Raw genomic sequence first — 23,864 nt, 5'->3', positions numbered from 1 at the left:
GAGACTCTGGTGCGGCCGCTCGAGCGGCTGTCAGGGGAGGGGCTCGGCGGCGAACTCAAGCAGCAGGAGCACCAGATCATTCTGGACACCCTGCAGGAGTGCAACGGCAGTCGCAAAGCGGTGGCCGACAAGCTCGGCATCAGCCCGCGCACCCTGCGCTACAAGCTGGCCCAGATGCGTGACGCCGGCATCGAGCTGCCCGCCTAGGCCTGACAGGCGCATGGCCTTGCCGGTCCGGCTCGATTATCATGGGCCCTGACGATCGGAATCCGGCTCCCCGCACAGTGCGTGGGGAGCCCAGCTAGGAGACCCCCATGATCTCTCATCGTAAACTGGAAAGCCTGCTCAACCACCTGCTCGAACCCCATGCCATCAAGGATTACTGCCCCAACGGCCTGCAGGTGGAGGGGCGCGAGCGCATTCGCAAGGTGGTGACCGGCGTCACCGCCAGCCAGGCCCTCATCGATGCCGCCGTGGCCGCCGGGGCCGATGCCATCCTGGTTCATCACGGCTACTTCTGGAGCGGCGAGCCGGCCCAGATCACCGGCATGAAACAGCGTCGTCTCAAGACCCTCTTGACCCACGACATCAACCTGTTTGCCTACCACCTGCCGCTGGACGTGCACCCCGAGGTGGGGAACAACGCCCAGCTTGCCAGGCTGCTTGGCATCAAGGTGCGTCGCGGCCTCGAACCCTGGAACAGCAAGAGCGTCGCCATGGTGGGCAAGCTGGAGGAGCCCATGAGCGGCAGCGATTTTGCCAAGCTGATTGGCGAGCGTCTCGGTCGCGAGCCGCTTCATTGTGGTGACAGTGGTCCCGAGCTCATCCGCTCCGTGGCCTGGTGCACCGGCGGTGGCCAGAGTTACATCAGCCAGGCGGCGGAGCAGGGCATCGATGCCTTCATCTCCGGCGAAGCCTCCGAGCAGACCATCCACACCGCCCGCGAGATGGGCATGCACTTCTACGCCGCAGGCCACCACGCCACCGAACGTTACGGCGTAAAGGCGCTGGGAGAGTGGCTCGCCACCGTACACGGGTTGGAGGTGACCTTTATCGATATCGACAATCCGGTGTAGGGCCGATTAGCCGCGCAGCGGCGTCATCGGACGTGATGGCAACCATTGCGCTGGTCGATGGAAATGACAAGGGAGGCCTGAGCCTCCCTTGTTGTGTCTTACTGCTGCTAGCGGTTACTCGCTGGCATAGCCTGCCAGGCCAAGCTGCTTGCCATCGAGGAAGGCAGACCCTTCTCGCATCTGCAAGCGCCCTTCACAGAACCACTGCACCACCAGGGGGTAGATGCTGTGCTCCTGCACCTGGACCCGGGCGGCGACCTCGTCGGCACTGTCCCCTTCGAAGATGGGGACCCGTGCCTGGAGGATCACCGGGCCGCCGTCGAGCTCTTCGGTGACGAAGTGGACGCTGGCGCCGTGCTCGTCATCACCGGCCTCGATGGCGCGCTGGTGGGTGTGCAGACCCTGGTATTTCGGCAGCAACGAGGGGTGGATGTTGATCATCCTCCCCGCGAAGTGACGCACGAGGTCGGCGCTCAGGATCCGCATAAAGCCGGCCAGCACCACCAGATCCGGCTGATAATCCGCCATCAGGGCCAGCAGGGCGGCATCATACTCCTCCCGGCTGGCGAACTGCTGCTGGGCCAGGATGGCGGTGGCCACCCCGGCTTCCCTGGCACGCACCAGGCCATAGGCATCAGCCTTGTTGCTGATGACGCCGACCACCTGACCGGCAATCTTGCCGCCGGCACAGCCGTCGAGGATGGCCTGCAGATTGCTGCCGCTGCCTGAGATGAGGACGAGGATGCGTTTCATGGAGGTCATCTGGCCGTTGATACGATCATTCATTGAATGATGACCTGCTCCTCACCATCGGCCGCCTTGGCGATGTGGCCGATGTGCCAGGCGTTTTCGCCTTCGGCCTTGAGCAGGGCCAGGGCCTTGTCCAGCTGATCCGCCGGCAGGGCGATGATCATGCCGACGCCGCAGTTGAAGGTGCGATACATCTCGTGGCGGGTGACGTTGCCTGCCTGTTGCAGCCAGCTGAACACCGCCGGCCACTGCCAGCTCTGCTCGTCGATGACCGCCTGGGTGTTGGCGGGCAGCACGCGCGGGATGTTCTCCCAGAAGCCGCCGCCGGTGATGTGGGACAGGGCGTGGATCTCGCACTCCTTGATGAGCTTGAGCACGGGCTTCACGTAGATGCGGGTCGGCTCCAGCAGGGCGTTGGCCAGGGTGGTATCACCCAGCGGCTGCTGCACGTCGGCCTTGGAGACTTCCAGGATCTTGCGAATGAGGGAGAAGCCGTTGGAGTGGGGACCGCTGGCGGCCAGGGCGATCAGGGCATCCCCTTCGCCAACCTTGCTGCCGTCGATGATCTCGCTCTTTTCCACCACGCCGACGCAGAAACCGGCGATGTCGTAATCTTCCCCTTCATACATGCCAGGCATTTCGGCAGTTTCACCGCCAACCAGGGCACAGCCGGACTGTTCGCAGCCGGCGCCGATGCCGGTGACCACGGCAGCGGCAGTGTCCACGTCCAGTTTGCCGGTGGCATAGTAGTCGAGGAAGAAGAGGGGCTCGGCGCCCTGCACGATGAGGTCATTGACGCACATGGCGACCAAGTCGATCCCCACGGTGTCGTGCTTCTTCAGGTCGATGGCCAGACGCAGCTTGGTGCCCACCCCGTCGGTACCGGAGACCAGTACCGGTTCCTTGTAGCCAGCAGGGATTTGACACAGGGCCCCAAAGCCGCCAAGACCACCAAGGACTTCAGGACGACGAGTGCGTTTTGACACGCCCTTGATACGTTCAACCAGTGCATTGCCGGCATCGATATCTACGCCAGCATCCTTGTAGCTCAGTGAGGTTTTGTCAGTCACGCGTATTCCCCGTCATATAAAGAAGTGGAGGGTAAAATTCGGGGCGTATTCTACCAGCGGGCAAGAAAAACCAGAAAGAAAATCGTTTGCGCGTTTTTGAATCGAAAAGCTCTACAAGCCGTGGCTTTTGTTGTATGATTCCGCGATTTTTTTGGCGCCGGTTAGAGGAGATAATAATGAAAGTCGTTGAAGTCAAACACCCCCTGGTCAAGCACAAGATCGGCCTGATGCGCGAAGGCGACATCAGCACCAAGCGTTTCCGTGAACTGGCCAAGGAAGTGGGCAGTTTGTTGACCTACGAAGCGACCTCTGACTTCGAAACCGAAAAAGTGACCATCGATGGCTGGAACGGCCCTGTGGAAGTCGACCAGATCAAGGGCAAGAAGGTCACCGTGGTGCCCATCCTGCGCGCCGGTCTTGGCATGATGGACGGGGTGCTTGAGCACATGCCGAGCGCCCGCGTCAGCGTGGTCGGTATCTATCGCGATGAAGAGACCCTGCAGCCTGTCCCCTACTTCGAGAAGATTGTCAGCAATATCGAAGAGCGTCTGGCCCTGGTCATCGACCCCATGCTGGCCACCGGCGGCTCCATGATCGCCACCATCGATCTGCTCAAGAAGAAAGGCTGCCAGTCCATCAAGGTGCTGGTGCTGGTTGCCGCCCCTGAAGGCATCAAGGCCCTGGAAGCCGCTCACCCGGACGTGGAGCTGTTCTGTGCCTCCATCGACCAGGGGTTGAACGAGAAAGGCTATATCGTCCCGGGTCTGGGGGATGCTGGCGACAAGATCTTCGGCACCAAGTAAGCATCACCCCATCGCCGCGCCCAAGGCGCGCAAACGGAGCCGGCACCCTGCCGGCTCCGCTGTTTCTCCCCCCTTTGCTTGCTGCCATGCGCGCCTTGCCGCTACCATAAGCACCATCCCCCATTTCGAGAATCTTCTTTATGCTGAAACGCTTAGCGACTCTCCTCTGCTGCTGTCTGCCACTCGTGGTGTCGGCCGCCCAGGTAACCGACCTCTATCAGGGCAAGGCTCCCACCAGTGGCGACATGACGGCCGCCCAGTCCCAGGCGCTGGGGGATGTGCTCGTCAAGGTGACGGGCAAGCGCGATATCCTCACCCAGCCGGATGTGGTGAAGGCCCTGGCGGCGCCGGCGGATTACGTGCAGCAATACAGCTATCAGGACATCGGCTCGGTCAAGTTTCTCAAGGCGGATTTCAATGTGGCCAAGGTGAACGCCCTGGTCGGCCAGAGCAAGTTTGCCCTGCTGGGCCCGGTGCGGCCGCAGGTCGCCATCTGGCTGGTGGTCGACGAAGGGGAGCGGCGCATTCTGCCGGATCAGTCCGGCGATGGCTGGTCCGAGGCGCTGCGTGCTCAGACCCAGGCCATGGGGCTGCCGGTCAGTCTCCCGCTGATGGACTTGGATGACAACATGGCGGTCAATGCCACCGATGTCTGGGGCCGCTTTGCTGATCCCGTGCTCAAGGCGAGCCAGCGTTACGGCGCTGAAATGGTGGTGCTCGGCAAACTGAGCCCGGAGGGGGAGGCCTGGAGCATCGACTGGGGTCTTTATGGGACCAAGCCGGGGGCACAGGCAGGAGAGCTGACCGAACTGACCAAGGGCTCGGGTTCAGGTACCCAGGCCGAGGTGGCAAAGGGCTTTGCCGATGCCCTGGCCGGTTGGCTGGTGCAGCAGTACGGTACCCGTCTCTCCGGTGTCGCCTCCAGCCAGACCCTGGTGGTGGAGGGGCTGTCCGACATCGATGGCATGATCCAGATCCAGAAGCTGCTGCAGGGGATGGCCAGTGTCACCAAGGTGGCCATCGGCAAGCTGGAAGGGGACAAGGTGACCTTCAACCTCTCGCTGCAGGGGGACAAGGCCGAGCTGGTGAGGGGGTTGCAACTTGAGAGTCGCCTGCATCAGGTGGAAGACAACGAGAGCGGCCTGCGCTATCAATGGTCGCAGCCCTGATCCCGGGGAAGGATCCTGACCGCCCGGCATGGTCCGGGCGGTTCTCTATCTGCCCCGCTGGTGATACACTTGCCCGCAAATATCACAGTCAAAGCCCAACGAGTGAAGCAACCGGCCCAACTGTCTTTAGCCGTACAACTACCGGATGATGAAACCTTCGTCAGTTTTTATCCCGGCAACAACGCCCATCTGATCACCGCCCTCAAGAATGCGGCCATTGGTCAGGGCTCGCCCTTCCTCTATTTCTGGGGAGCCAAGGGGTCGGGCCGCTCCCATCTGCTCCATGCCACCTGTGCCGAGGTCAACGCCCGCGACGCGGCGGCTGCCTATCTCTCCCTCGATCAGTTCGAACAGCTCGACCCCAGCATGCTCGATGCTTTGGAGAGCCTGCCCCTGGTCTGTCTTGACAGCCTGGAGGCGATCGCCGGCAACGCCCTGTGGGAGCGGGCCCTGTTCGACTTCTACAATCGCTGGAAGGAGAAGGGGGAGGGGACGCTCATCGTTACCGGCTGCAGCGCGCCACGCAAGCTGGGGCTGCAACTGCCGGATCTCGCGTCCCGTCTCGACTGGGGAGTGAGCTTCCACCTCGACGAGCTGGACGACGAGGGCAAACTCAGCGCCCTGCAACTGCGCGCCGAGCTGCGGGGTTTCAAGCTGCCTATCGACGTGGGCCGTTTCCTGCTCAACCGCCTCTCCCGCGACATGCGCACCCTGCTTGCCACCCTCAATCGTCTCGACAACGCCTCCTTCCGTGCCAAGCGCAAGCTGACCATCCCTTTCGTCAAAGAGATCCTCGAGCTCTGAAAACCTATCCCATTAGGCTATCTTATTCGCCATTTTGAACCTGGGCAGTGCTCGAAATCCTCACGTACTACAGTACGCTCCGGTTTCTGCGCGCTGTCCGTGTTCAAACTGCCTTCAACGATTACGCCTACTGGGATAGGTTCTAAGCCCCATAACGACAAACCCCGGGACTTGGCCGGGGTTTGTTTGCGAGCATTACACAGCTATCAGTGGAACTGATCTTCTTCGGTCGAGCCGGTCAGCGCGGTCACCGACGACTGGCCGCCCTGAATGACGGTGGTCACCTTGTCGAAGTAACCGGTACCGACTTCCTGCTGGTGTGCCACGAAGGTGTAGCCCCGCTCGGCGGCGGCGAATTCCGGCTGCTGCACCATCTCGACATAGTGCTTCATTCCCTCGCCACGGGCGTACTGGTAGGCCAGCTCGTACATGTGGAACCACATGTTGTGGATACCCGCCAGGGTGATGAACTGGTACTTGTAGCCCATGTCGGAGAGCTCCTGCTGGAAGCGTGCGATGGTGGCATCGTCCAGGTTCTTCTTCCAGTTGAAGCTCGGGGAGCAGTTGTAGGCCAGGATCTTGTCCGGGTACTGGGCCTTGATGGCCTCGGCAAATTTGCGCGCCTCGTCCAGATCGGGCTTGGCGGTCTCGCACCACACCATGTCGGCGTAAGGGGCGTAGGCCAGGCCGCGGGAGATGGCCTGCTCGATGCCGGCCTGCACCTTGTAGAAGCCCTCGCTGGTGCGCTCACCGGTCAGGAAGCCGGCATCGTAGGGGTCGGCATCCGTGGTCAGCAGATCCGCTGCGTTGGCGTCGGTGCGGGCGATCACCAGGGTGGTGGTGCCGCAGACATCTGCCGCGAGGCGAGCCGCGACAAGCTTTTGCACCGCTTCCTGGGTCGGGACCAGCACCTTGCCGCCCATGTGGCCGCACTTTTTCACGGACGCGAGCTGATCTTCGAAGTGCACGCCGGCGGCGCCCGCTTCAATCATCCCCTTCATCAGCTCGAAGGCGTTCAGCACGCCGCCGAAACCGGCTTCCGCATCCGCTACTATGGGCAGGAAGTAGTCGATGAAGCCCTTGTCCTCTGGTCCAACCTTGTTAGCCCACTGGATCTGGTCGGCCCTGGCGAAGGAGTTGTTGATGCGCTCCACCACGGAGGGGACGGAGTTGGCCGGGTAGAGGGACTGATCCGGGTACATGGTGGAGGAGAGGTTGTTGTCCGCCGCCACCTGCCAGCCGGAGAGATAGATGGCTTCGATGCCGGCCTTGGCCTGCTGCACCGCCTGGCCGCCGGTCAGGGCGCCGAGGCAGTTTACATAGCCTTTCTTGGCGCCGCCGTGGATCAGCTCCCACAGTTTGTCGGCGCCGCGTTGGGCCAGAGTGTGTGCCGGCTGCAGGCTGCCACGCAGGTTCACCACGTCCTCGGCGCTGTAGCCGCGCTTGATCCCTTTCCAGCGGGGGTTTTCTGCCCAGTCTTTCTCGATAGCCTGGATCTGTTGCTCACGGGTCAGTGCCATATCAGTTCCCTCTTTCATTGATTTCACGTTTCCATTGACTTGTTATGGGGGCCGTTACCGGCCCGGGTCTCACAGCCGCTCGTAGCCGGGCAGCGTCAGAAAATCGATGAGTGTGTCGGCGCAGGTGATCTCGTCCATCAGGGCACTTGCCTCGGCGAAACGGCCAGATTGCCAGCGGGCCTCGCCCACTTCGCCTCTGACCACCTCCTGCTCCTCGGCCAGCATCTGGCGGAACAGCGCCTTGGTCACCGCCTGACCGTTGGAGAGGGTCTTGCCGTGGCGGATCCACTGCCAGATGGAGGTGCGGGAGATCTCGGCGGTGGCGGCATCTTCCATCAGTCCGTAGATGGGCACGCAGCCATTGCCGTTGATCCAGGCTTCCAGGTATTGCAGGGCGACGCGGATATTGGTGCGCATGCCCGCCTCGGTGCGATCACCCTCACAGGGGGCCAGCAGGTCGGCGGCCGTGATGGGGGCATCCTGCTCGCGCAGCACGCCGATCTGGTTCTGGGCACCCGCCGGAATGGTGGCGTTGAACACCGCCATGGCGGTATCGGCCAGACCGGGGTGGGCGACCCAGGTGCCATCGTGGCCGTTGTCGGCCTCGCGCTGCTTGTCCGCGTGCACCTTGGCAAACACCTGTTCGTTGACTGCCGCGTCCTTGGCCGGAATAAAGGCGGCCATGCCCCCCATCGCCAGCGCGCCGCGTTTGTGGCAGGTCTTGATAAGGAGTCGCGAGTAGGCAGAGAGGAACGGCTTGTCCATGGTCACCACCTGACGATCCGGCAGGACGCGATCCGGGTGGTTCTTCAAGGTCTTGATATAGCTGAAGATGTAGTCCCAGCGACCGCAGTTGAGGGCGACGATGTGATCCTTCATCTGATAGAGCAGCTCATCCATCTCGAATACGGCTGGCAGGGTTTCGATGAGCACGGTGGCCTTGATGGTACCGCGGGGCAGACCGAATTTGTCCTCGGTCCAGGCGAACACCTCGCTCCACCAGCGCCCTTCCAGATGGCTCTGCAGCTTGGGTACGTAGAAGTAGGGACCGGAGCCCTTGGCCAGCAACGCCTTGTGGTTGTGCAGGAAATAGAGGGCGAAGTCAAACAGGCCGCCGGGAATGGGGGCACCATCAAAGGTGACGTGCTTCTCCGGCAGATGCAGACCGCGAACCCGGCAGATGAGCACTGCCGGATTGGGATTCAGGGTATAGGCCTTCCCCTCCGGGCTCTGGTAGGCAATGGTGCCGTTGACCGCATCGCGCAGGTTGATCTGGCCCTCGATCACCTTGTTCCAGGCCGGGGCCAGTGAGTCCTCGAAGTCGGCCATGAAGACCTTGACGTTGGCGTTGAGGGCATTGATCACCATTTTGCGCTCGACCGGGCCGGTGATCTCCACACGGCGGTCCTGCAGATCGGCGGGGATGCCGCGCACCGTCCACTCACCATCGCGAATATGGGCGGTCTCTGGCAGGAAGTCCGGCAACTCGCCGCCATCGATACGGGCCTGGCGTGCGACTCGCTGCTTCAGCAGCTCATTGCGTTGGGGAGCGAAACGTTCCACCAGTTCGGACACCAGGGCCACCGCATCCGGCGTCAGGATCTGCGCGTAATCGGGAAGCATCTCGCCTTGAATGCGCAGGCGGGTGCTGCTGATGGTCTGGGCCGGTGCCGACATAGTGGGTACTCCTCCAAAAGTTACATTTTGAATTTATTAACTACGACTAACGTCTATATCCCTTTCTTTCAAACTCCCCGTAACAGCGGGGTAACACGATTCATAAGGTGCAAAAGAATGGCGGATTCGTCAACTTGATTTTTAAAACAGGTGTTTTTTGATGATAGTTAAGATGCTGTTTTAAATGAATTTATGTGATTAGTGCAAAAGCTCTTTGCAGATGGTTATGCTCTTGGGTTGCCGGGGCGGCAGGGGGGAGGATTTCGGTAGAGGGGATGGGTTAAAAATGTAATTAATTACGTAATAAAATTACAAATGCAAAAACAAATCCCGACATTACTCCAAGCTTTGCAAAAACAGCTGTATGAAATGCCTTCGTTCAATCCAGCCTGCATGGGGGCTATGAAGTGACCGGGTAGTGAACTGGTGTTTAAAACTAAAATGTCAAATTGGGTCAAAATGGCGAAGGCGAACAGGAGAGAGGGAAATGACGAGCAATAACGTAGGTTTGTATCAAGGCGTGTCCATGAAGGAGAGGGAGGTTGGAGCGCAGCAGATGGTCAATTAAACTGATTTTTGAATAAAAACTAGCATTTTGTCGTTATTTGCGGTGGCAGTCTGTTGACCGGGGTCAAGGGCGGTGCCGGACAGCAAAACCGGCGTCTTGAACCGCACTATGGCACGGGCTCGTCTCAGTAATCTTCATCCGGGGCGGCGAGATCGATCACATCGAGGTGCACTGAACTGCCAAACCCGTGCTCTGCGGAATCGAGCTCGGAGGGCGTGGGGGAGATCAGGGGCTGAACGGGCTGGGAGTCAACAGCTTGGGTCATGGATGCTTGCCTCATTGATTGCAAGCCGGTCGGTGATTCCATCACCCTAGTGTCCACCTCCCTGTTTTTATGGCCGGCGGAAAAGTTGCGTATCCTAGCGGCACTTTATGAAAGCTTCAAGTGGTTCTGTATAAAATTCATGCCAATAAAAAGCGGCGACCCGATGAACGGGGGAGGCGAGAGGAAAAGAGGCAAGCGTCGGGCGTGCAGGCAAAAAAATAGCCCAGTCCTTTGACTGGGCTATTCTCGGGGAATTTGGTCGGTGTGAGAGGATTCGAACCTCCGACCCTCTACACCCCATGCAGATGCGCTACCTGGCTGCGCTACACACCGACGGAGTCAGCTCGGCTGACGGGGAGGAAGTCTAATCGGATGATTTGGCGGGCGCAACTCCTTTTTTATCAGGGAGATGCCGACTGCTTCTTTATTGTTCAGCCAAGATGCAACTTGGGCCCTGGCCGGAGTTTTGGCATAATCGCCGCCCCCTTAGGCGGGCACACCCAACTCGGGGCGTTCCGATGTCGCCGGGGCCTTTGGCCTCTCTTTCATTGACAGCATCTTCTGTCGTGGGCTACCGGCTACCGGCCAGCGCGAGGCGGAAGGGGCCCGGTGTGCCCAGGGCCGGGACGCAGTAATCCGGGAGTGCGCGGCCGATGCCGTGCAGGGGCCAGGCAAGCCGACATCATATCGACGAGAGGATCAGGGCGTGAAACCATCTGAAGTTGCAGCACAGATCAGCCAGCGCGAGGAGGACGAACGCTGGATGCGCCATGCCATGGCCCTGGCAGCCAGGGCAGAGGGGATAGGCGAGATCCCGGTGGGCGCCGTGCTGGTGCTGGGGGACGAGATAGTGGCAGAGGGGTGGAATCGTTCCATCAGCGAGCACGACGCCTGCGCCCATGCCGAGGTGATGGCGCTTCGGGAAGCGGGCAAGCAGCTTGAAAACTATCGCCTGCTCGACACCACCCTCTATGTGACGCTGGAGCCCTGCTGCATGTGTGCCGGCGCCCTCATCCACAGCCGGGTCAAGCGGGTGGTCTATGGTGCCCGGGATTTGAAAACGGGGGCGGCAGGGTCTGTGTTCGACATCCTGCTGGATCCCCGCCACAACCACCAGGTGGCACTGACGGGGGAGGTGCTCGCCGACGCCTGCTCGGCCCAGCTGTCGGATTTCTTCAAACGGCGCCGCGCCGAGAAGAAGGCGGCCAGACTCGCCGCGAAAGAGGCGCTTCCTCAAGATGACAGCGGGGCCTGATGGCCCCGTTTGCTTTTATTTCACTGCCAGACCGGCTGCCTGCTTCCCCCCGAATACCAACTGCCACACCCCCCGATGAAGCCCGTGCTCTTTGCCGCTGTTGATGTAACAAAACTGTCATGCATCCGCCATATAATGCCGCCAAGCCTAGCTCACATTGAGGTCTTGCATGTCATCGGAATCGTTAAATCTGGTCATGGCGGGTAGTCGAAAACGCCGGATCAAGGATAAATTGGCCAAATATGGCGTCACCACAGGGGGAGCCCTGGTGCTGGTGGCGCTGTTGCTTATCTTCTTCTACCTGCTCTATGTGGTGAAGCCCATCTTCAATGGCGCCAGCATGGAGAGCACTGCGTCCTTCACCCTGCCCATCAAGGACAAGACCGCCTGGCTCGGGGTCGAGGAGCAAAACGAGATAGGTTACCGCTTCAGCGACCAGGGGAAGGTCAAATTCTTTGCCGTGCAACCGGATGGCAAGATCAAGACCGGACAGGTGATTGGCGAGGCGCAGGTGAACGGCGAGATCACGGCGGTCGCGCCGCCTGCGCCGGGCCAGAAACTCATCGCCTATGGGTTTGCCGACGGCAAGGCCCAGGTGGTGCAACCCTATTTCAAGATCTCCTATCCCAATGACGTGCGCGTCATCGAGCCCAGCCTGCAATATCCCTTCGGCGAGACCCCCGTGGTGATCGATCCCCAGGGCAAGGCGCTGACGCGCATGGTCTTCGAGGCGACCAAGGACAAGATGGCGACTGCGGCCGTGACCGAAGATGGTCGTGGTGTGCTGATGGTGATGAGCGGCGAGGAGAATTTCCTCTCCGGCGAAATCGAGTGGAGCAACCAGACCTACACCATTCCGTCCCTGCCACGCCATGTTGACCAGATGCTGCTGACCCCGAACCTGCGCCTGTTGTTCGTGCGCGAGGGCAACCGCCTGTCGGTCTATGACATCCACAACCTGAGCGACATTTCCCTGCGCAATGTCATGGAGATCAACGCCCCCAATGCCAGCGTGACCCAGGTGGCCCTGCTCTCCGGTGCGTCCTCCCTGCTGGTGGGCAACGATAACGGCGTCATCTCCCAGTGGTTCGAGGTGGCAAAAGATGGCAAGCGCCAGTTCACCCAGATCCGTGACTTCAAGAGTGACGCGCCGGTCGCCCTGCTGACCCCCGAGCACTTTCGCAAGGGCTTCATCAGCGCAGGCAGCGACGGCACCATCAACTTCTTCCATGCCACCGGCGAAGCCAAGCTGCTTGGCGAGAAGATTGACGGGGGCAACCTGGCTGCCGTTGCCATCTCTCCTCGCCACAACCTGCTGTTGACCCAGCAGGGGGATGACTTCAAGGTCTTTGACGTCGAGAACGATCACCCCGAGGTAACCTGGTCTGCCCTCTGGCAACAGGTGTGGTATGAAGGCTATCCCGAGCCCCAGTACGTGTGGCAGTCCACCTCCGCCAGCAACGACTTCGAAGCCAAGCTGAGCCTGGTGCCCCTGGTGTTCGGTACCCTGAAAGCCTCCTTCTATGCCATGGTGTTCGCGGTGCCGCTCGGCGTCGCCGGCGCCATCTATACCGCCTACTTCATGTCGGCGGGGCTGCGCAAATACGTCAAGCCGACGGTGGAGATCATGGCGGCGCTGCCGACCGTCATCCTCGGCTTCCTGGCGGGTCTGTGGCTCGCGCCCATCATCGAAGGGGCCCTGCCCGGGGTGATCCTGCTGCTGATCCTGCTGCCCATGGGCATGCTGCTCACCGCCCTGGTGTGGAACTATCTGCCGGAGCGCGGCCGCACCTGGCTGCCGGAAGGCTGGCACGCCATCCTGCTCATCCCTGTGCTGCTGTTCATCGGATGGGGCGCCTTCGCCTTGAGCCCCATCATCGAGAACGCCTTCATGCACGGTGATTCGCGCATCTGGCTGACCCACGACATGGGCATCAAGTTTGACCAGCGCAACTCCCTGGTGGTCGGTATCGCCATGGGCTTTGCGGTCATCCCCACCATCTTCTCCATCGCCGAAGACGCGGTCTTCTCGGTGCCCAAGCACCTGACCCAGGGCTCGCTTGCGCTGGGGGCGACCCCGTGGCAGACCCTGAGCCGGGTGGTGATCCTCACCGCGAGTCCGGGCATCTTCTCGGCGGTGATGATGGGCCTTGGCCGCGCCGTGGGCGAGACCATGATCGTGCTGATGGCCACAGGCAACACCCCCATCATGGACTTTTCCATGTTCCAGGGGCTACGGACCCTGGCGGCGAACATCGCGGTGGAGATGCCGGAATCGGAAGTGGGCAGCTCCCACTACCGGGTGCTCTTCCTCGCCGCCTTCGTGCTGTTTGTGTTCACCTTCTTGTTCAATACCCTGGCCGAATTCGTCCGCCAGCGGTTGCGTGAAAAGTACAGCTCTCTGTAAGGACTAAGGAATCGACAATGGGTAAGTGGTTTAAATCGGGGGCCCCCTGGATCTGGATGACGGGGGGCGCCGTCAGCCTGAGTCTGGTGGCCGTACTGGGTCTGTTGTTGCTGATTGGCTGGCGTGGTCTGGTCTATTTCTGGCCCCATCCCATCTATGAGTGGCAGCTTGAAGATGCAAGCGGCAACAAGAGCGTCCTGATTGGCGAGATCAACGACCGGGAGCTGGTGCCGGTGGAGCGCCTGCGCGCCGCAGGCCAGGCGCTGGAAGGGGAGGATCGCGAAGAGATCACCCGTTATCTGGTCAAGACCGGCAACCGGGAGTTCGTGGACCTCGATTTTCGCTGGGTGCTGGAGACCGATATCAAATCGCGCACCCAGCCGGTGGAGCTCGCCATGGTGGAACGCGCCACCAACGGCAACTTCTATGGTTACATCACCTCGGTGAAGGAAGATGGCCAGGAGCTGACCACGGATCTGCATCCCGCCTTGCAGCGGGTGCTGGCCCGTGCCAACGGCCTCTCAAGCCAAGCCAACGACCTGCAAAAAGGGGCCATCGGCAGCATCAACTATCAGCTGGAGCGCCTGCGCCTGAAAGAGCGCAAGGCCGAGCTGGATGACAAGCTGACCGATCAGCTTAAAGCCGAGCTGGCGAGCGAGCGTCAGGCCCTGAACGATCGTTATCAGGTGCTGGAAAAAGAGCTCTTCTCCCTGCGTACCCAGGCGGACAGAGACAGCATCACCGTCAAGGACATGCGCGGCGAGCTGGTGACCATGCCCATGTCCCGGGTGCTGGATGTGGTCTGGCCCAACGACATGAGCCTGATGGCCAAGGTGGGTCACTGGTTCCACCAGATAGGCAAGTTCGTCTCCGATGACCCCCGGGAGGCGAACACCGAGGGCGGCGTCTTCCCGGCCATCTTCGGCACCGTCTTCATGGTGATCCTGATGGCCATCATCGTGACCCCGCTCGGGGTGGTGGCGGCGGTCTACCTGCACGAGTACGCGGGCAAGAACAGCCTGACCAAGATCATCCGTATCGCGGTGATCAACCTGGCGGGGGTGCCCTCCATCGTCTACGGCGTGTTTGGCCTGGGCTTTTTCGTCTACACCCTGGGGGGCAGCATCGACCGCCTCTTCTACCCGGAAGCGCTGCCGAGCCCGACCTTTGGCTCCCCCGGAGTCATCTGGTCGGCGCTGACCCTGGCCATCCTGACCCTGCCGGTGGTGATCGTCTCCACCGAAGAGGGGCTGGCCCGGATCCCGAGCACCATTCGCCAGGGGTCGCTGGCGCTGGGTGCTACCCAGGCCGAGACCCTCTGGCGCATCGTGCTGCCCATGGCCAGCCCGGCCATCATGACCGGCCTTATCCTGGCCATCGCCCGTGCGGCGGGCGAGGTGGCGCCGCTAATGCTGGTGGGGGTGGTGAAGCTTGCTCCCACGTTGCCGATGGACGGCAACTTCCCGTACCTGCACGTGGAGCGCAAGTTCATGCACCTGGGCTTCCACATCTATGACGTGGGCTTCCAGAGCCCGAACGTCGAGGCGGCGCGTCCTCTGGTCTACGCCACCTCCTTCCTGCTGGTGACGGTGATCGTCGGCCTCAACCTGACGGCGATCGGTATTCGTAACCACCTGCGCGAGAAATTCCGGTCGCTGGAACATTAATCCAGCCATTACAGAGACGGGCAGGGACCTTCCCTGCCAACCAGATATTCCGGCAGCGGGCAAGACGTTTGCCCGCTGCCACCAAGAGAATTTGAGGTAAACAGATGATCAACGTAACACCGAGTTCGGCCCCGCACACCGCCACCGACCTGCTCAACCTGACCCCGGAGCAGACTGCGTTGGAGGTGAAGGATCTCAACCTGTACTACGGCAACAAGCAGGCGCTGTTCAACGTCAACATGAAGATCCCCAAGGGTCAGGTCACCGCCTTCATCGGCCCGTCCGGTTGCGGCAAGTCCACTTTGCTGCGCTGCATCAACCGGATGAACGATCTGGTGGAGATCTGCCGCATCGAGGGGGAGATCCAGCTGCACGGCCACAACATCTACGACAAGAGCGTGGATGTCTCCGCCCTGCGCCGTCAGGTGGGCATGGTGTTCCAGCGCCCCAACCCCTTCCCCAAGTCCATCTACGAGAACGTGGTCTACGGCCTGCGTCTGCAGGGCATCAATGACCGCCGTACCCTGGACGAGGCCGCCGAGCGTTCCCTGCGCGGTGCTGCCCTGTGGGAGGAAGTGAAGGATCGTCTGCATGACAACGCCTTCGGCCTCTCCGGCGGTCAGCAGCAGCGTCTGGTGATTGCCCGTGCCATCGCCATCGAGCCGGAAGTGCTGCTGCTCGATGAACCGACCTCGGCGCTGGACCCCATCTCCACCCTCACCATCGAGGAGCTCATCAACGAGCTCAAGAGCCAGTTCACCGTGGTGATCGTGACCCACAACATGCAGCAGGCGGCGCGGGTCTCGGATCAGACCGCGTTCATGTACATGGGGGAACTCATCGAGTACTCGAATACCAACACCATCTTCACCACCCCGGCCAAGAAGAAGACCGAAGACTACATTACCGGTCGTTACGGCTAAGGGATGCCGCTGATTGAGATGAGCAAGATGAGCAAGATGAGCATCAACAAACAGATTGGCAGTCAGTTCAACGGCTAAGGCATAATCGGAGCAACAAGGATTACTGGTATGGACAATATGAACCTCAACAAACACATCTCCGGTCAGTTCAATGCCGAGCTTGAGAGCGTGCGCAACCAGGTACTGGTGATGGGGGGGCTGGTGGAGAAGCAACTCACCGACGCCATCGCCGCCATCCATGGCCAGGATCTGGATGCGGCGCGCAAGATCGTGGCCAACGACCACAAGGTCAACGCCATGGAAGTGGCGATCGACGAGGAGTGCACCCGCATCATCGCCAAGCGTCAGCCCACCGCGTCCGACCTGCGGCTGGTGATGGCCATCATCAAGACCATCACGGATCTGGAGCGGATCGGCGACGTGGCGGACAAGATTGCCCGCATGCTGACCGACAACGCCAACAAGCCCCAGCCACCGCTGGTGTCGCTGGAGAACATGGGGCGTCGCACCATCAAGATGCTCCACGACGTGCTGGACGCCTTCGCCCGCATGGATCTGGATGCCGCCCTGGCGGTCTACAAGGAAGATGACAAGGTGGACCGGGAGTACGAGTCCATCATCCGCGAGCTGATGACCTACATGATGGAAGATCCCCGCACCATCCCCCAGGTGCTCAACGTGCTCTGGGCGGCGCGGGCCATCGAGCGGGTCGGTGATCGCTGCCAGCACATCTGCGAGTACATCGTCTACTACGTCAAGGGCAAGGATGTGCGCCACACCAAGGCCGATGACCTGAGCGATCTGCTGGGCAAGGGCTGATCGGGCGCCTTGGGTGGAGCTCCCGTCGCGGCTGCACGACGGGAATCCAGCCCTGATTGAATAAAAAGGCGCTTTGAGCGCCTTTTTCATTGCATGGCACGGCAGTTCAAGATAACGCCACCCAGCGGGCGCTTTTCTGCTAGAATATGGCCCCTGTGTGAGTCCCGGATGGAGTCACGGTCCGGTTTCCCGGGCCCAGTTTGCCGTCTTGTGCTAAGGCGGCTGTAGCAATAGGTTAATCATGAGTTTTGCCGATAGTTTGTTCTTTCTGATGCTGCTGGTCGCCGGCAGCGTGTTCTTCTCACTCTCCGAGATCTCCCTTGCCGCCTCCCGCAAGATCAAGTTGCAGGTGATGGCCGACGAGGGCAACCGCCACGCCGAGAAGGTGCTGGCATTGCAGGCCCAGCCGGGCAACTTCTTTACCGTGGTGCAGATAGGCCTCAACACCGTCGCCATCCTGGGCGGTATCCTGGGGGAATCCGCCCTGAACCCGGCCATCAAGGCGTTTATCTCCGAGTTCTATCAGGGGCCCTGGCTTGGCCAGATCAGCTCTGCGGCCTCGTTCGTCTTCGTCACCGGCATGTTCATCCTGATAGCGGACCTGATGCCCAAGCGCCTTGCCATGACCATGCCCGAGCGGATCGCCGTGGTGGTGGTGCGTCCCATGATGCTGTGCGTCACCTTGCTGATGCCACTGGTGTGGCTGTTCAACGGCATGGCCAACGGCCTGTTCCGGCTGATGCGCATCTCCATGGTGCGCAACGACGAGATCACCTCCGACGATATTTATGCGGTGATGGATGCAGGTGCCGAAGCCGGTGTCATCCAGCGCGAGGAGCATCAGCTCATCGAGAACGTGTTCGAGCTCCAGTCCTTGGGTGTCACTTCCGCCATGACGGCGCGGGAGAGCCTCATCTACTTCACCCTGCAAGAGGGGGAGGAGAGCATCAAGGCGAAGATCGCCGAGCACCCCCACAACAAGTTCCTGGTGTGCGACCACAACCTCGACAGCATCAAGGGGTTCGTGGATGCCAAGGAGCTGCTGATCCGCGTCATCAGCGGCCAGAGCATCGATCTCAACAGCGGCTCCCTGGTGCAGAACGTCATCATCATTCCCGACACCCTCAACCTCTACGAGGCGATGGAGTACTTCAAGAACCATCGTGGCGATTTTGCGGTGGTGATGAACGAATACGCCCTGGTGGTGGGCATTGTCACCATGAATGACCTGATGAGTACCGTCATGGGGGAGTGGGCCACCCACGTGGTGGAAGAGCAGATCGTCCAGCGGGACGAGAACTCCTGGCTGGTGGACGGGGTGACCCCCATCTCCGACGTGATGCGCGCCTTCGACATCGAGGAGTTCCCGGAAAACCAGAACTACGAGACCATCGCCGGTTTCATCATGTACATGCTGCGCAAGATCCCCAAGCGCACCGACTCGGTCAAATATGCCGGTTACAAGTTCGAAGTGGTGGACATCGACAGTTACAAGATTGACCAGTTGCTGGTCACCCGGGTAGAACCTGCGAGCAATGAGAAGCCCGCTCAGGAATCCTAAAGGAGTTCGTTAGCAATCATGAAGATGAAGACTCATTCCCGTGCGCTGGCCTGTGTGGCGCTCGCCCTGGCACTGGGTGCCTGCAGCCAGAGCGCACCGCGCAAGCCGGTGACGCCTGCCAAACCCGTTACCCCCGAGCCTGCTGTGGTGGTCCCGCAGCAGGATCCCGATGCGGTGGTGCAAAGCGCCGTGGCAGAGCCCAGCCCGGTGTTCGACGAGGAGTATCACGGCCCGGATCAAGGGTCGCTTGAATCGGTCACCGCCCTGTTTGCCCGGGGTTACATCGAATCCGCCATGCGCGAGACCATGCTGGCGGCGGTGCACAGCGACTATCCGCTGCTCGGCATGCGGGACGTACGTCTCACCGACCCTGTTGCCAAGTTCCTCACCTCGGCCCAGGCACGCACCACGGCCCACGACTACCTCTATGCCGGGGTGCAGCGTCGGCTGGGCCTCCCGCTCAGCCCCGCCCAGTGGGAGCAGATCTGGCAGGGCTATCCCCAGCAGGGTCGGGTCTCCGACTGGGTCAAGCAGACCAAGCGGGTGCTGGCCGGGCGCTGAGTCCCCTGGTTATCGGCGGCTGTGCCCGCCTTGATCCCCTGTTTCACAAGAGGTCACCCCCCGGGGTGGCCTCTTGTCGTTTCAGTGCCTGGCCTGGTGATGCCTGTGCCGGGGAGATCTCCCTTTGCCGCCATCATCCTGAGCTTGCCCGGATTTGTTCGTAGCCCCCGATTGCCTCTTGTTCTACTTTGGGTCATGATATTTGGGATTTCTAGCCGTCTAGATGTTTTGATGGCTTAATGTGGTTTCACACAATAAACACCCGTCATGGCGGGGAGACGCAGAGAGACAGAGATGGACAAGCAGGATTTGTGGGTACTCGATGGCGGTATGGGCCGTGAACTGGCGCGGCGTGGTGCGCCGTTCCGTCAACCGGAGTGGTCGGCGCTGGCGTTGATGGAAGCGCCCGAGACGGTGCGCGAGGTACACCAGGCCTATGCGACGAGCGGTGCCCGGGTGATCACCACCAACAGCTATGCCCTGGTGCCCTTCCATATCGGCGAGGCGCGCTTTGCCGCCCAAGGGGAGGCACTTGCGGCTCTGGCCGGGCAACTGGCCCGAGACGTGGCCGACGAGCAGGGGGGAGCCGTCAAGGTGGCCGGCTCCTTGCCGCCGCTCTTTGGCTCCTATCGTGCGGACCTCTATCAGGCCGAGCGGGTGAGCGAGCTGGCGACACCGCTTATCCGTGCCCTGTCACCCCATGTGGATCTCTGGCTGGCGGAGACCATGAGCCTCATCGCCGAGCCCCTGGCCCTCAAGGCCCTGTTGCCACAGGACGGCAAGCCGTTCTGGGTCTCCTTTACTCTGGAAGACGAGGCGCCGGGCAGCGAGCCCACCCTGCGCTCCGGCGAGCGGGTGGCGGATGCCGTGACCGCGTTGGCGTCGGCCGGGGTGGATGCCATCCTGTTCAACTGCTGCCAGCCCGAGGTGATTGAAGGGGCGCTCAAGGTGGCCGTCGCCGCGTTGCAGGTTCAGGGGCGCACCGACGTTCGCCTCGGCGCCTATGCCAACGCCTTCCCGCCCCAGCCCAAGGAGGCGACTGCCAATGACGGTCTGGACGAGATCCGCGGCGATCTGGGGCCGCTGGATTACCTCGGCTGGGCCGAGCGCTGGCGCAGAGCCGGGGCAAACCTCATCGGCGGCTGCTGCGGCATCGGCCCGGAACACATCGAGGCGCTGGCCAGCCGGCTGCGTTAAGGAGCGCCCATGAAAGAGAGCAAGATCGGGCTCTGGTCCCTCACTGCGCTGGTGTTCAGCTCCATGGTGGGGGCCGGCATCTTCAGCCTGCCCCAGAACATGGCCGATGTGGCGGGTGCTCGCGCCGTGCTGATCGGCTGGGCCGTCACCGGGGTCGGCATACTGGCGCTGGCCATGAGCTTCCTTTACCTGTCGCGGCTCAAACCCGAGCTCGACGGCGGCATCTACAGCTATGCCCGGGCCGGCTTTGGCGAGCTGGTGGGGTTCTTCTCCGCCTGGGGATACTGGCTCTGTGCCACCATCGGCGTGGTGGGTTATCTGGTGATCGCCTTCGCTGCGCTGGGCAGCTTCGTCGACACGCCGGAGCGGGTCTGGTTTGGCGAGGGCAACACATTGGCAGCTTTTGTCGGCGAGTCCTGCATCCTCTGGGCGGTGCACCTGCTGGTGGCCCGCGGCGTGCAGCAGGCGGCGCTGTTCAACCTAGTGGCGACCCTGGCCAAGAGCCTGCCGCTGCTGCTGTTCATCCTGTTCGCCTGCTACTGGTTCGATCCGGTCACCTTTGCGGCGGATCAGGAGGGCAGCACCCTGGCGGTACCGGTCTCCGAGCAGGTGCGCAACACCATGCTCATCACCCTCTGGGTCTTCACCGGCATCGAAGGGGCAGCGGTGCTCTCGGCCCGGGCGAGAAACAAGCAGGACGTGGGCACCGCCACCGTGCTCGGTGTGGTGCTGGCGCTGCTGCTCTATGTGCTCATCTCGGTGCTGGCGCTCGGAATATTGAGCCGCCCGGAGCTTGCGGCCCTACCTAACCCCTCCATGGCGGGATTGATGGCCCAGATGACCGGTTCCTGGGGCAAGTTGCTCATCAGCGCCGGCCTCATCGTGTCGGTGCTCGCCTCCTACGTGAGCTGGACCCTCTTCTCGGCCGAGGTGCCGTTCAGCGCGGCGCGTCACGGGGCCTTCCCGGCCATCTTCCGGCGCGAGAACCGCAACGGCACCCCCATCGCCTCGCTCTGGCTCACCAGCCTGACCGTGCAGGGCTGCTTGCTGCTGGTGTGGTTGCTTGGCAAGGGGTACACCAACCTGCTGCTCATCTCCACCTCCATGATCCTGGTGCCCTACCTGCTCATCGGCCTCTTCCTGCTCAAACTGGTCTTCAGTGGCAAGGGTGGGCAGGGCCGCGGCCTGATGCAGGTGGTGGCGCTGGTGTCGAGCGGTTATGGTTTCTGGCTGCTCTACGCCGCCGGGGTGGAGTACCTGCTGCTGTCGCTTCTGCTCTACGGGCCGGGTCTGCTGCTGTTTCTCTACAGCCGTCGCCAGCTCGGCGCCGAACAGCGGCTCAGCGGTCGCGAACGGCTGCTGGCCGGGGTGACGCTGCTGAGCCTGATCCCCGCCGTCTGGTCCTTCGTTCACGTCTGACCTGGGGGTTGTCCCTGTCATGAAAAAGAGCGCCCCTGGGCGCTCTTTTTTATCTTGGTCGGTGGGTCAACCGCTGGTGGGGCCCGCCGGTTTGCCAAACAGCACGGCGAGCTTTTGCCGCCAGGGGAGGCCCCGGGCCTCTTGCAGCATGTCGCGCCACTCGTGGAAGGTGAGGGTGAGGGGGTTGAAGCTGTGGATTGGCTTGGTGATGCCGAAACGGCACGGCTCGCCCAAGTCTTCTTCCACGAAGGTGCCAAACAGCCGGTCCCAGATGATGAGCACGCCGGCGAAGTTGCGATCGATGTATCTGGCGTTGCTGGCGTGGTGCACCCTGTGGTGGGAGGGGGTGTTGAAGATCCATTCAAGTTTGCCCAGCTTGCCCACCACCTGGGTGTGGACGAAGAACTGAAAACCCAGGCTCAAGAGCACGGTGGCCACCACCGCCTCGGGGGGAAAGCCGATGAGGATCATGGGGATCCAGAACAGCCACATGCCGGAGACCGGGTACATCAGGCTCTGGCGAAAGGCGGTGGAGAGGTTGAGCCGCTCCGAGCTGTGGTGCACCACGTGGGAGGCCCACAGCCAGCGCACATGGTGGCTCGCGAAGTGGAACAGCCAGTAGCAGAGATCCTGCAACAGAAAGAGCAGCAAGAGGCTCCAGAGGTTCAGTTCGATATCGAATAGTCGCCAGCCCCAGAGGGTGTCATAGAGATAGGCGATGGCAATGGCGGCCAGGGCATCGCCCCCCTGATGCATCAGTGCCAGGGTGGCATTGGCGAAGAGATCCTTCCACTGGTAGCCCGCCGTGGGATAGGCGGCGCCGTGTTTTCGCAGGTAGAGCATCTCCCAGCCGATGAAAACCAGAAAGAGGGGCGAGAGGTAGAGCAGGAGCAGTTGCACATCCATGTGAGCCATCCGGTTGGACCAGTTGGATGTCAGCATACCGGATGATGTTAAAAACTCATTAACATTTGATGGTGATCCTCCTGTCTGACGCGGCCCGGCCTTGCCCTCCCTGTTTACACTGAAGAAGGAGCGCGCGCGGCATCTACCGCAAGCGGCAGTACCTTGGGAGGGAGAGAAAATGAACGGGACGCCTGTTTGTCTCATGCTCGGCCTGCTCAGTGCGAGTGCGATGGCCAATGACAGTTTCAACAGCGAGTTGAGCCATGTTGTCGGTGGTGCGGCCATGGGGGCGGGCTTTACGGCCATCGCGGATCACTATGGCTATCGGGAGCACAGGGGCTGGATTGGTTTTGGCATCTCGACCGGCATCGGCATCGCCGCAGAGCTGATCGAGCGGGCCAGTGGTCAGGGGCCCTTCTCCGCCCTGGATGCGGGGGCCAATGCGCTGGGGGCCGCCGCCGGTGCCTATGGGACGGATCGCTGGCTGCTGGCACCCGTGGTGCTGCCCGAGCAGCACTTCGCCGGACTGACGGGCATGTATCGATTCTAGGGGCGAGCCACCTGGAACAAAAAAGGGAGCCTGGGCTCCCTCTTCTTGATTTGCATGACACCGCTGCGCGGTTGATCGAGCCCGGGTTTGCCCCTTTACCGGATTGCCAATATCGGTGCGCTCGTCAGAGTACCTGGCTCAGGAACTGGCGCAGGCGCGGGGAGGGTGGATTGTCGAAGAAGTCGGCGGGTTTCTCGTCCACCAGCAACTCGCCGCTCTCCATGAAGAGCACCCTGTCCGCCACTTCCCGGGCAAAGCCCATTTCGTGGGTCACCACCACCATGGTCATCCCTTCGCGGGCCAACCCCTTCATGACGTCCAGCACCTCTCCCACCATTTCGGGGTCGAGGGCGCTGGTGGGCTCGTCAAACAGCATGATGCGCGGCTGCATGGCGAGCGCCCGTGCGATGGCCACCCGCTGCTGCTGGCCGCCGGAGAGCTGGGAGGGGTAGCTCTGGGCCTTGTTGGAGAGACCGACCTTGAGCAGCAGGGCCTTGGCCCGCTCCTCAGCCTCCTGGCGAGAGAGTCCTCTCACCTTCTGGGGGGCCAGGGTGATGTTGTCCAGCACCGTCAGGTGAGGGAAGAGATTGAAGGACTGGAACACCATGCCCACCTCTTCCCGCAGCTTGTTGACATCCCCGGGTTCGGTGAGGCTGATGCCGTCGACCACGATATTGCCATCGTTGATGGTCTCCAGCTGGTTGAGGGTGCGCAGGAAGGTGGACTTGCCCGAGCCGCTCGGCCCCACGATTACCACCACTTCCCCTTCGGCCACCTGGGTGCTGACGTTTTTCAGGGCGTGCACCTCGGTGCCGTAGAACTTCTCTACACCGGTCGCCTTGATGATGGGATCAGTTGCTGCGCGCATAGTTCACCTCCAGACGACGCACCGGTAAG

22 protein-coding genes and 1 tRNA gene are annotated in these 23,864 nt (G+C 61.6%); 15 read left to right on the top strand and 8 right to left on the bottom strand.

Annotated elements, in window-relative coordinates:
- Both AACR77_RS02500 and AACR77_RS02495 read left to right on the top strand, forming a co-directional pair.
- Positions 1–207: helix-turn-helix domain-containing protein (locus tag AACR77_RS02500; protein ID WP_042879579.1), on the top strand; the 207-nt coding region annotated here is incomplete at its 5' end.
- 107 nt (positions 208–314) lie between these two features.
- Entirely contained in the window at positions 315–1,076 is a 762-nt protein-coding gene (locus AACR77_RS02495; RefSeq protein ID WP_042879577.1) for a Nif3-like dinuclear metal center hexameric protein, read from the top strand.
- A 114-nt stretch (positions 1,077–1,190) separates the two neighbouring features.
- Here AACR77_RS02495 and purN read toward each other — a convergent pair whose 3' ends face one another.
- Both purN and purM read right to left on the bottom strand, forming a co-directional pair.
- A complete protein-coding gene (purN, locus tag AACR77_RS02490; protein WP_042017578.1) occupies positions 1,191–1,829 on the bottom strand; it encodes a phosphoribosylglycinamide formyltransferase in 639 nt (212 codons plus the stop codon).
- A gap of 29 nt (positions 1,830–1,858) precedes the next feature.
- A complete protein-coding gene (gene purM / locus AACR77_RS02485) occupies positions 1,859–2,896 on the bottom strand; it encodes a phosphoribosylformylglycinamidine cyclo-ligase (protein ID WP_010675274.1) in 1,038 nt (345 codons plus the stop codon).
- A 176-nt stretch (positions 2,897–3,072) separates the two neighbouring features.
- On the opposite strand from purM, the gene upp reads away from it, so the two are divergent.
- From upp to hda, 3 genes are all read left to right on the top strand, one after another.
- A complete protein-coding gene (gene upp, locus AACR77_RS02480; protein ID WP_005302745.1) occupies positions 3,073–3,699 on the top strand; it encodes a uracil phosphoribosyltransferase in 627 nt (208 codons plus the stop codon).
- Between the two features lie 140 nt (positions 3,700–3,839).
- Complete coding sequence (locus tag AACR77_RS02475; protein ID WP_042864114.1) at positions 3,840–4,868, top strand: DUF2066 domain-containing protein; 1,029 nt, start codon at positions 3,840–3,842, stop codon at positions 4,866–4,868.
- Between the two features lie 102 nt (positions 4,869–4,970).
- Complete coding sequence (gene hda / locus AACR77_RS02470) at positions 4,971–5,672, top strand: DnaA inactivator Hda (protein WP_010675272.1); 702 nt, start codon at positions 4,971–4,973, stop codon at positions 5,670–5,672.
- A 206-nt stretch (positions 5,673–5,878) separates the two neighbouring features.
- Here the strand turns inward: hda and aceA are convergent, their stop codons facing one another.
- The 4 genes from aceA to AACR77_RS02450 form a co-directional block, all read right to left on the bottom strand.
- Complete coding sequence (gene aceA / locus AACR77_RS02465) at positions 5,879–7,192, bottom strand: isocitrate lyase (protein WP_041213155.1); 1,314 nt, start codon at positions 7,190–7,192, stop codon at positions 5,879–5,881.
- A 69-nt stretch (positions 7,193–7,261) separates the two neighbouring features.
- Complete coding sequence (gene aceB / locus AACR77_RS02460) at positions 7,262–8,869, bottom strand: malate synthase A (RefSeq protein WP_042879575.1); 1,608 nt, start codon at positions 8,867–8,869, stop codon at positions 7,262–7,264.
- 692 nt (positions 8,870–9,561) lie between these two features.
- Entirely contained in the window at positions 9,562–9,702 is a 141-nt protein-coding gene (locus AACR77_RS02455) for a hypothetical protein (protein WP_010675269.1), read from the bottom strand.
- 256 nt (positions 9,703–9,958) lie between these two features.
- Positions 9,959–10,035, bottom strand: a tRNA-Pro gene (locus tag AACR77_RS02450).
- Between the two features lie 373 nt (positions 10,036–10,408).
- Between AACR77_RS02450 and tadA the strand changes: the two genes are divergently transcribed.
- The 9 genes from tadA (at position 10,409) to AACR77_RS02405 (ending at position 21,511) form a co-directional block, all read left to right on the top strand.
- Positions 10,409–10,957, top strand: coding sequence for a tRNA adenosine(34) deaminase TadA (tadA, locus tag AACR77_RS02445; RefSeq protein ID WP_081999367.1), 549 nt, complete (start codon positions 10,409–10,411; stop codon positions 10,955–10,957).
- A 169-nt stretch (positions 10,958–11,126) separates the two neighbouring features.
- The gene (locus tag AACR77_RS02440; protein WP_042879573.1) at positions 11,127–13,364 is read left to right on the top strand and encodes an ABC transporter permease subunit; all 2,238 of its coding nucleotides are present in this window, start codon (positions 11,127–11,129) and stop codon (positions 13,362–13,364) included.
- 17 nt (positions 13,365–13,381) lie between these two features.
- Positions 13,382–15,031: a phosphate ABC transporter permease PstA gene (gene pstA / locus AACR77_RS02435; RefSeq protein ID WP_042879571.1), complete on the top strand. Its 1,650-nt coding sequence runs from the start codon at positions 13,382–13,384 to the stop codon at positions 15,029–15,031.
- 104 nt (positions 15,032–15,135) lie between these two features.
- Positions 15,136–15,954 (top strand): phosphate ABC transporter ATP-binding protein PstB, encoded by an 819-nt coding sequence (pstB, locus tag AACR77_RS02430; RefSeq protein ID WP_010675264.1) that lies wholly within the window; start codon positions 15,136–15,138, stop codon positions 15,952–15,954.
- Positions 15,955–16,062: 108 nt separating this feature from the next.
- A complete protein-coding gene (phoU, locus tag AACR77_RS02425; protein WP_029314752.1) occupies positions 16,063–16,773 on the top strand; it encodes a phosphate signaling complex protein PhoU in 711 nt (236 codons plus the stop codon).
- Between the two features lie 241 nt (positions 16,774–17,014).
- Entirely contained in the window at positions 17,015–18,334 is a 1,320-nt protein-coding gene (locus AACR77_RS02420) for a hemolysin family protein (RefSeq protein ID WP_042879569.1), read from the top strand.
- Between the two features lie 18 nt (positions 18,335–18,352).
- Positions 18,353–18,895, top strand: a complete 543-nt coding sequence (locus AACR77_RS02415) for a hypothetical protein (RefSeq protein ID WP_042879567.1) — start codon at positions 18,353–18,355, stop codon at positions 18,893–18,895.
- A 294-nt stretch (positions 18,896–19,189) separates the two neighbouring features.
- Positions 19,190–20,092, top strand: a complete 903-nt coding sequence (locus AACR77_RS02410; protein WP_042879565.1) for a homocysteine S-methyltransferase family protein — start codon at positions 19,190–19,192, stop codon at positions 20,090–20,092.
- Positions 20,093–20,101: 9 nt separating this feature from the next.
- Positions 20,102–21,511, top strand: a complete 1,410-nt coding sequence (locus AACR77_RS02405; RefSeq protein ID WP_042879563.1) for a basic amino acid/polyamine antiporter — start codon at positions 20,102–20,104, stop codon at positions 21,509–21,511.
- A 66-nt stretch (positions 21,512–21,577) separates the two neighbouring features.
- Here AACR77_RS02405 and AACR77_RS02400 read toward each other — a convergent pair whose 3' ends face one another.
- A complete protein-coding gene (locus AACR77_RS02400) occupies positions 21,578–22,417 on the bottom strand; it encodes a sterol desaturase family protein (protein ID WP_039040283.1) in 840 nt (279 codons plus the stop codon).
- A 178-nt stretch (positions 22,418–22,595) separates the two neighbouring features.
- Here AACR77_RS02400 and AACR77_RS02395 point away from each other — a divergent pair, with 178 nt between their 5' ends.
- The gene (locus AACR77_RS02395) at positions 22,596–22,967 is read left to right on the top strand and encodes a hypothetical protein (protein ID WP_041214885.1); all 372 of its coding nucleotides are present in this window, start codon (positions 22,596–22,598) and stop codon (positions 22,965–22,967) included.
- A 124-nt stretch (positions 22,968–23,091) separates the two neighbouring features.
- Here the strand turns inward: AACR77_RS02395 and AACR77_RS02390 are convergent, their stop codons facing one another.
- Positions 23,092–23,835, bottom strand: coding sequence for an amino acid ABC transporter ATP-binding protein (locus AACR77_RS02390; RefSeq protein WP_010675257.1), 744 nt, complete (start codon positions 23,833–23,835; stop codon positions 23,092–23,094).
- Positions 23,836–23,864 lie beyond the last annotated feature (29 nt).

This window comes from Aeromonas sp. ZOR0002 (assembly GCF_963866995.1).
Classification (GTDB): domain Bacteria; phylum Pseudomonadota; class Gammaproteobacteria; order Enterobacterales; family Aeromonadaceae; genus Aeromonas; species Aeromonas caviae.
The sequence above is the reverse complement of the archived record's forward strand: the minus strand, read 5'-3'. Positions and strand labels throughout refer to the sequence as shown.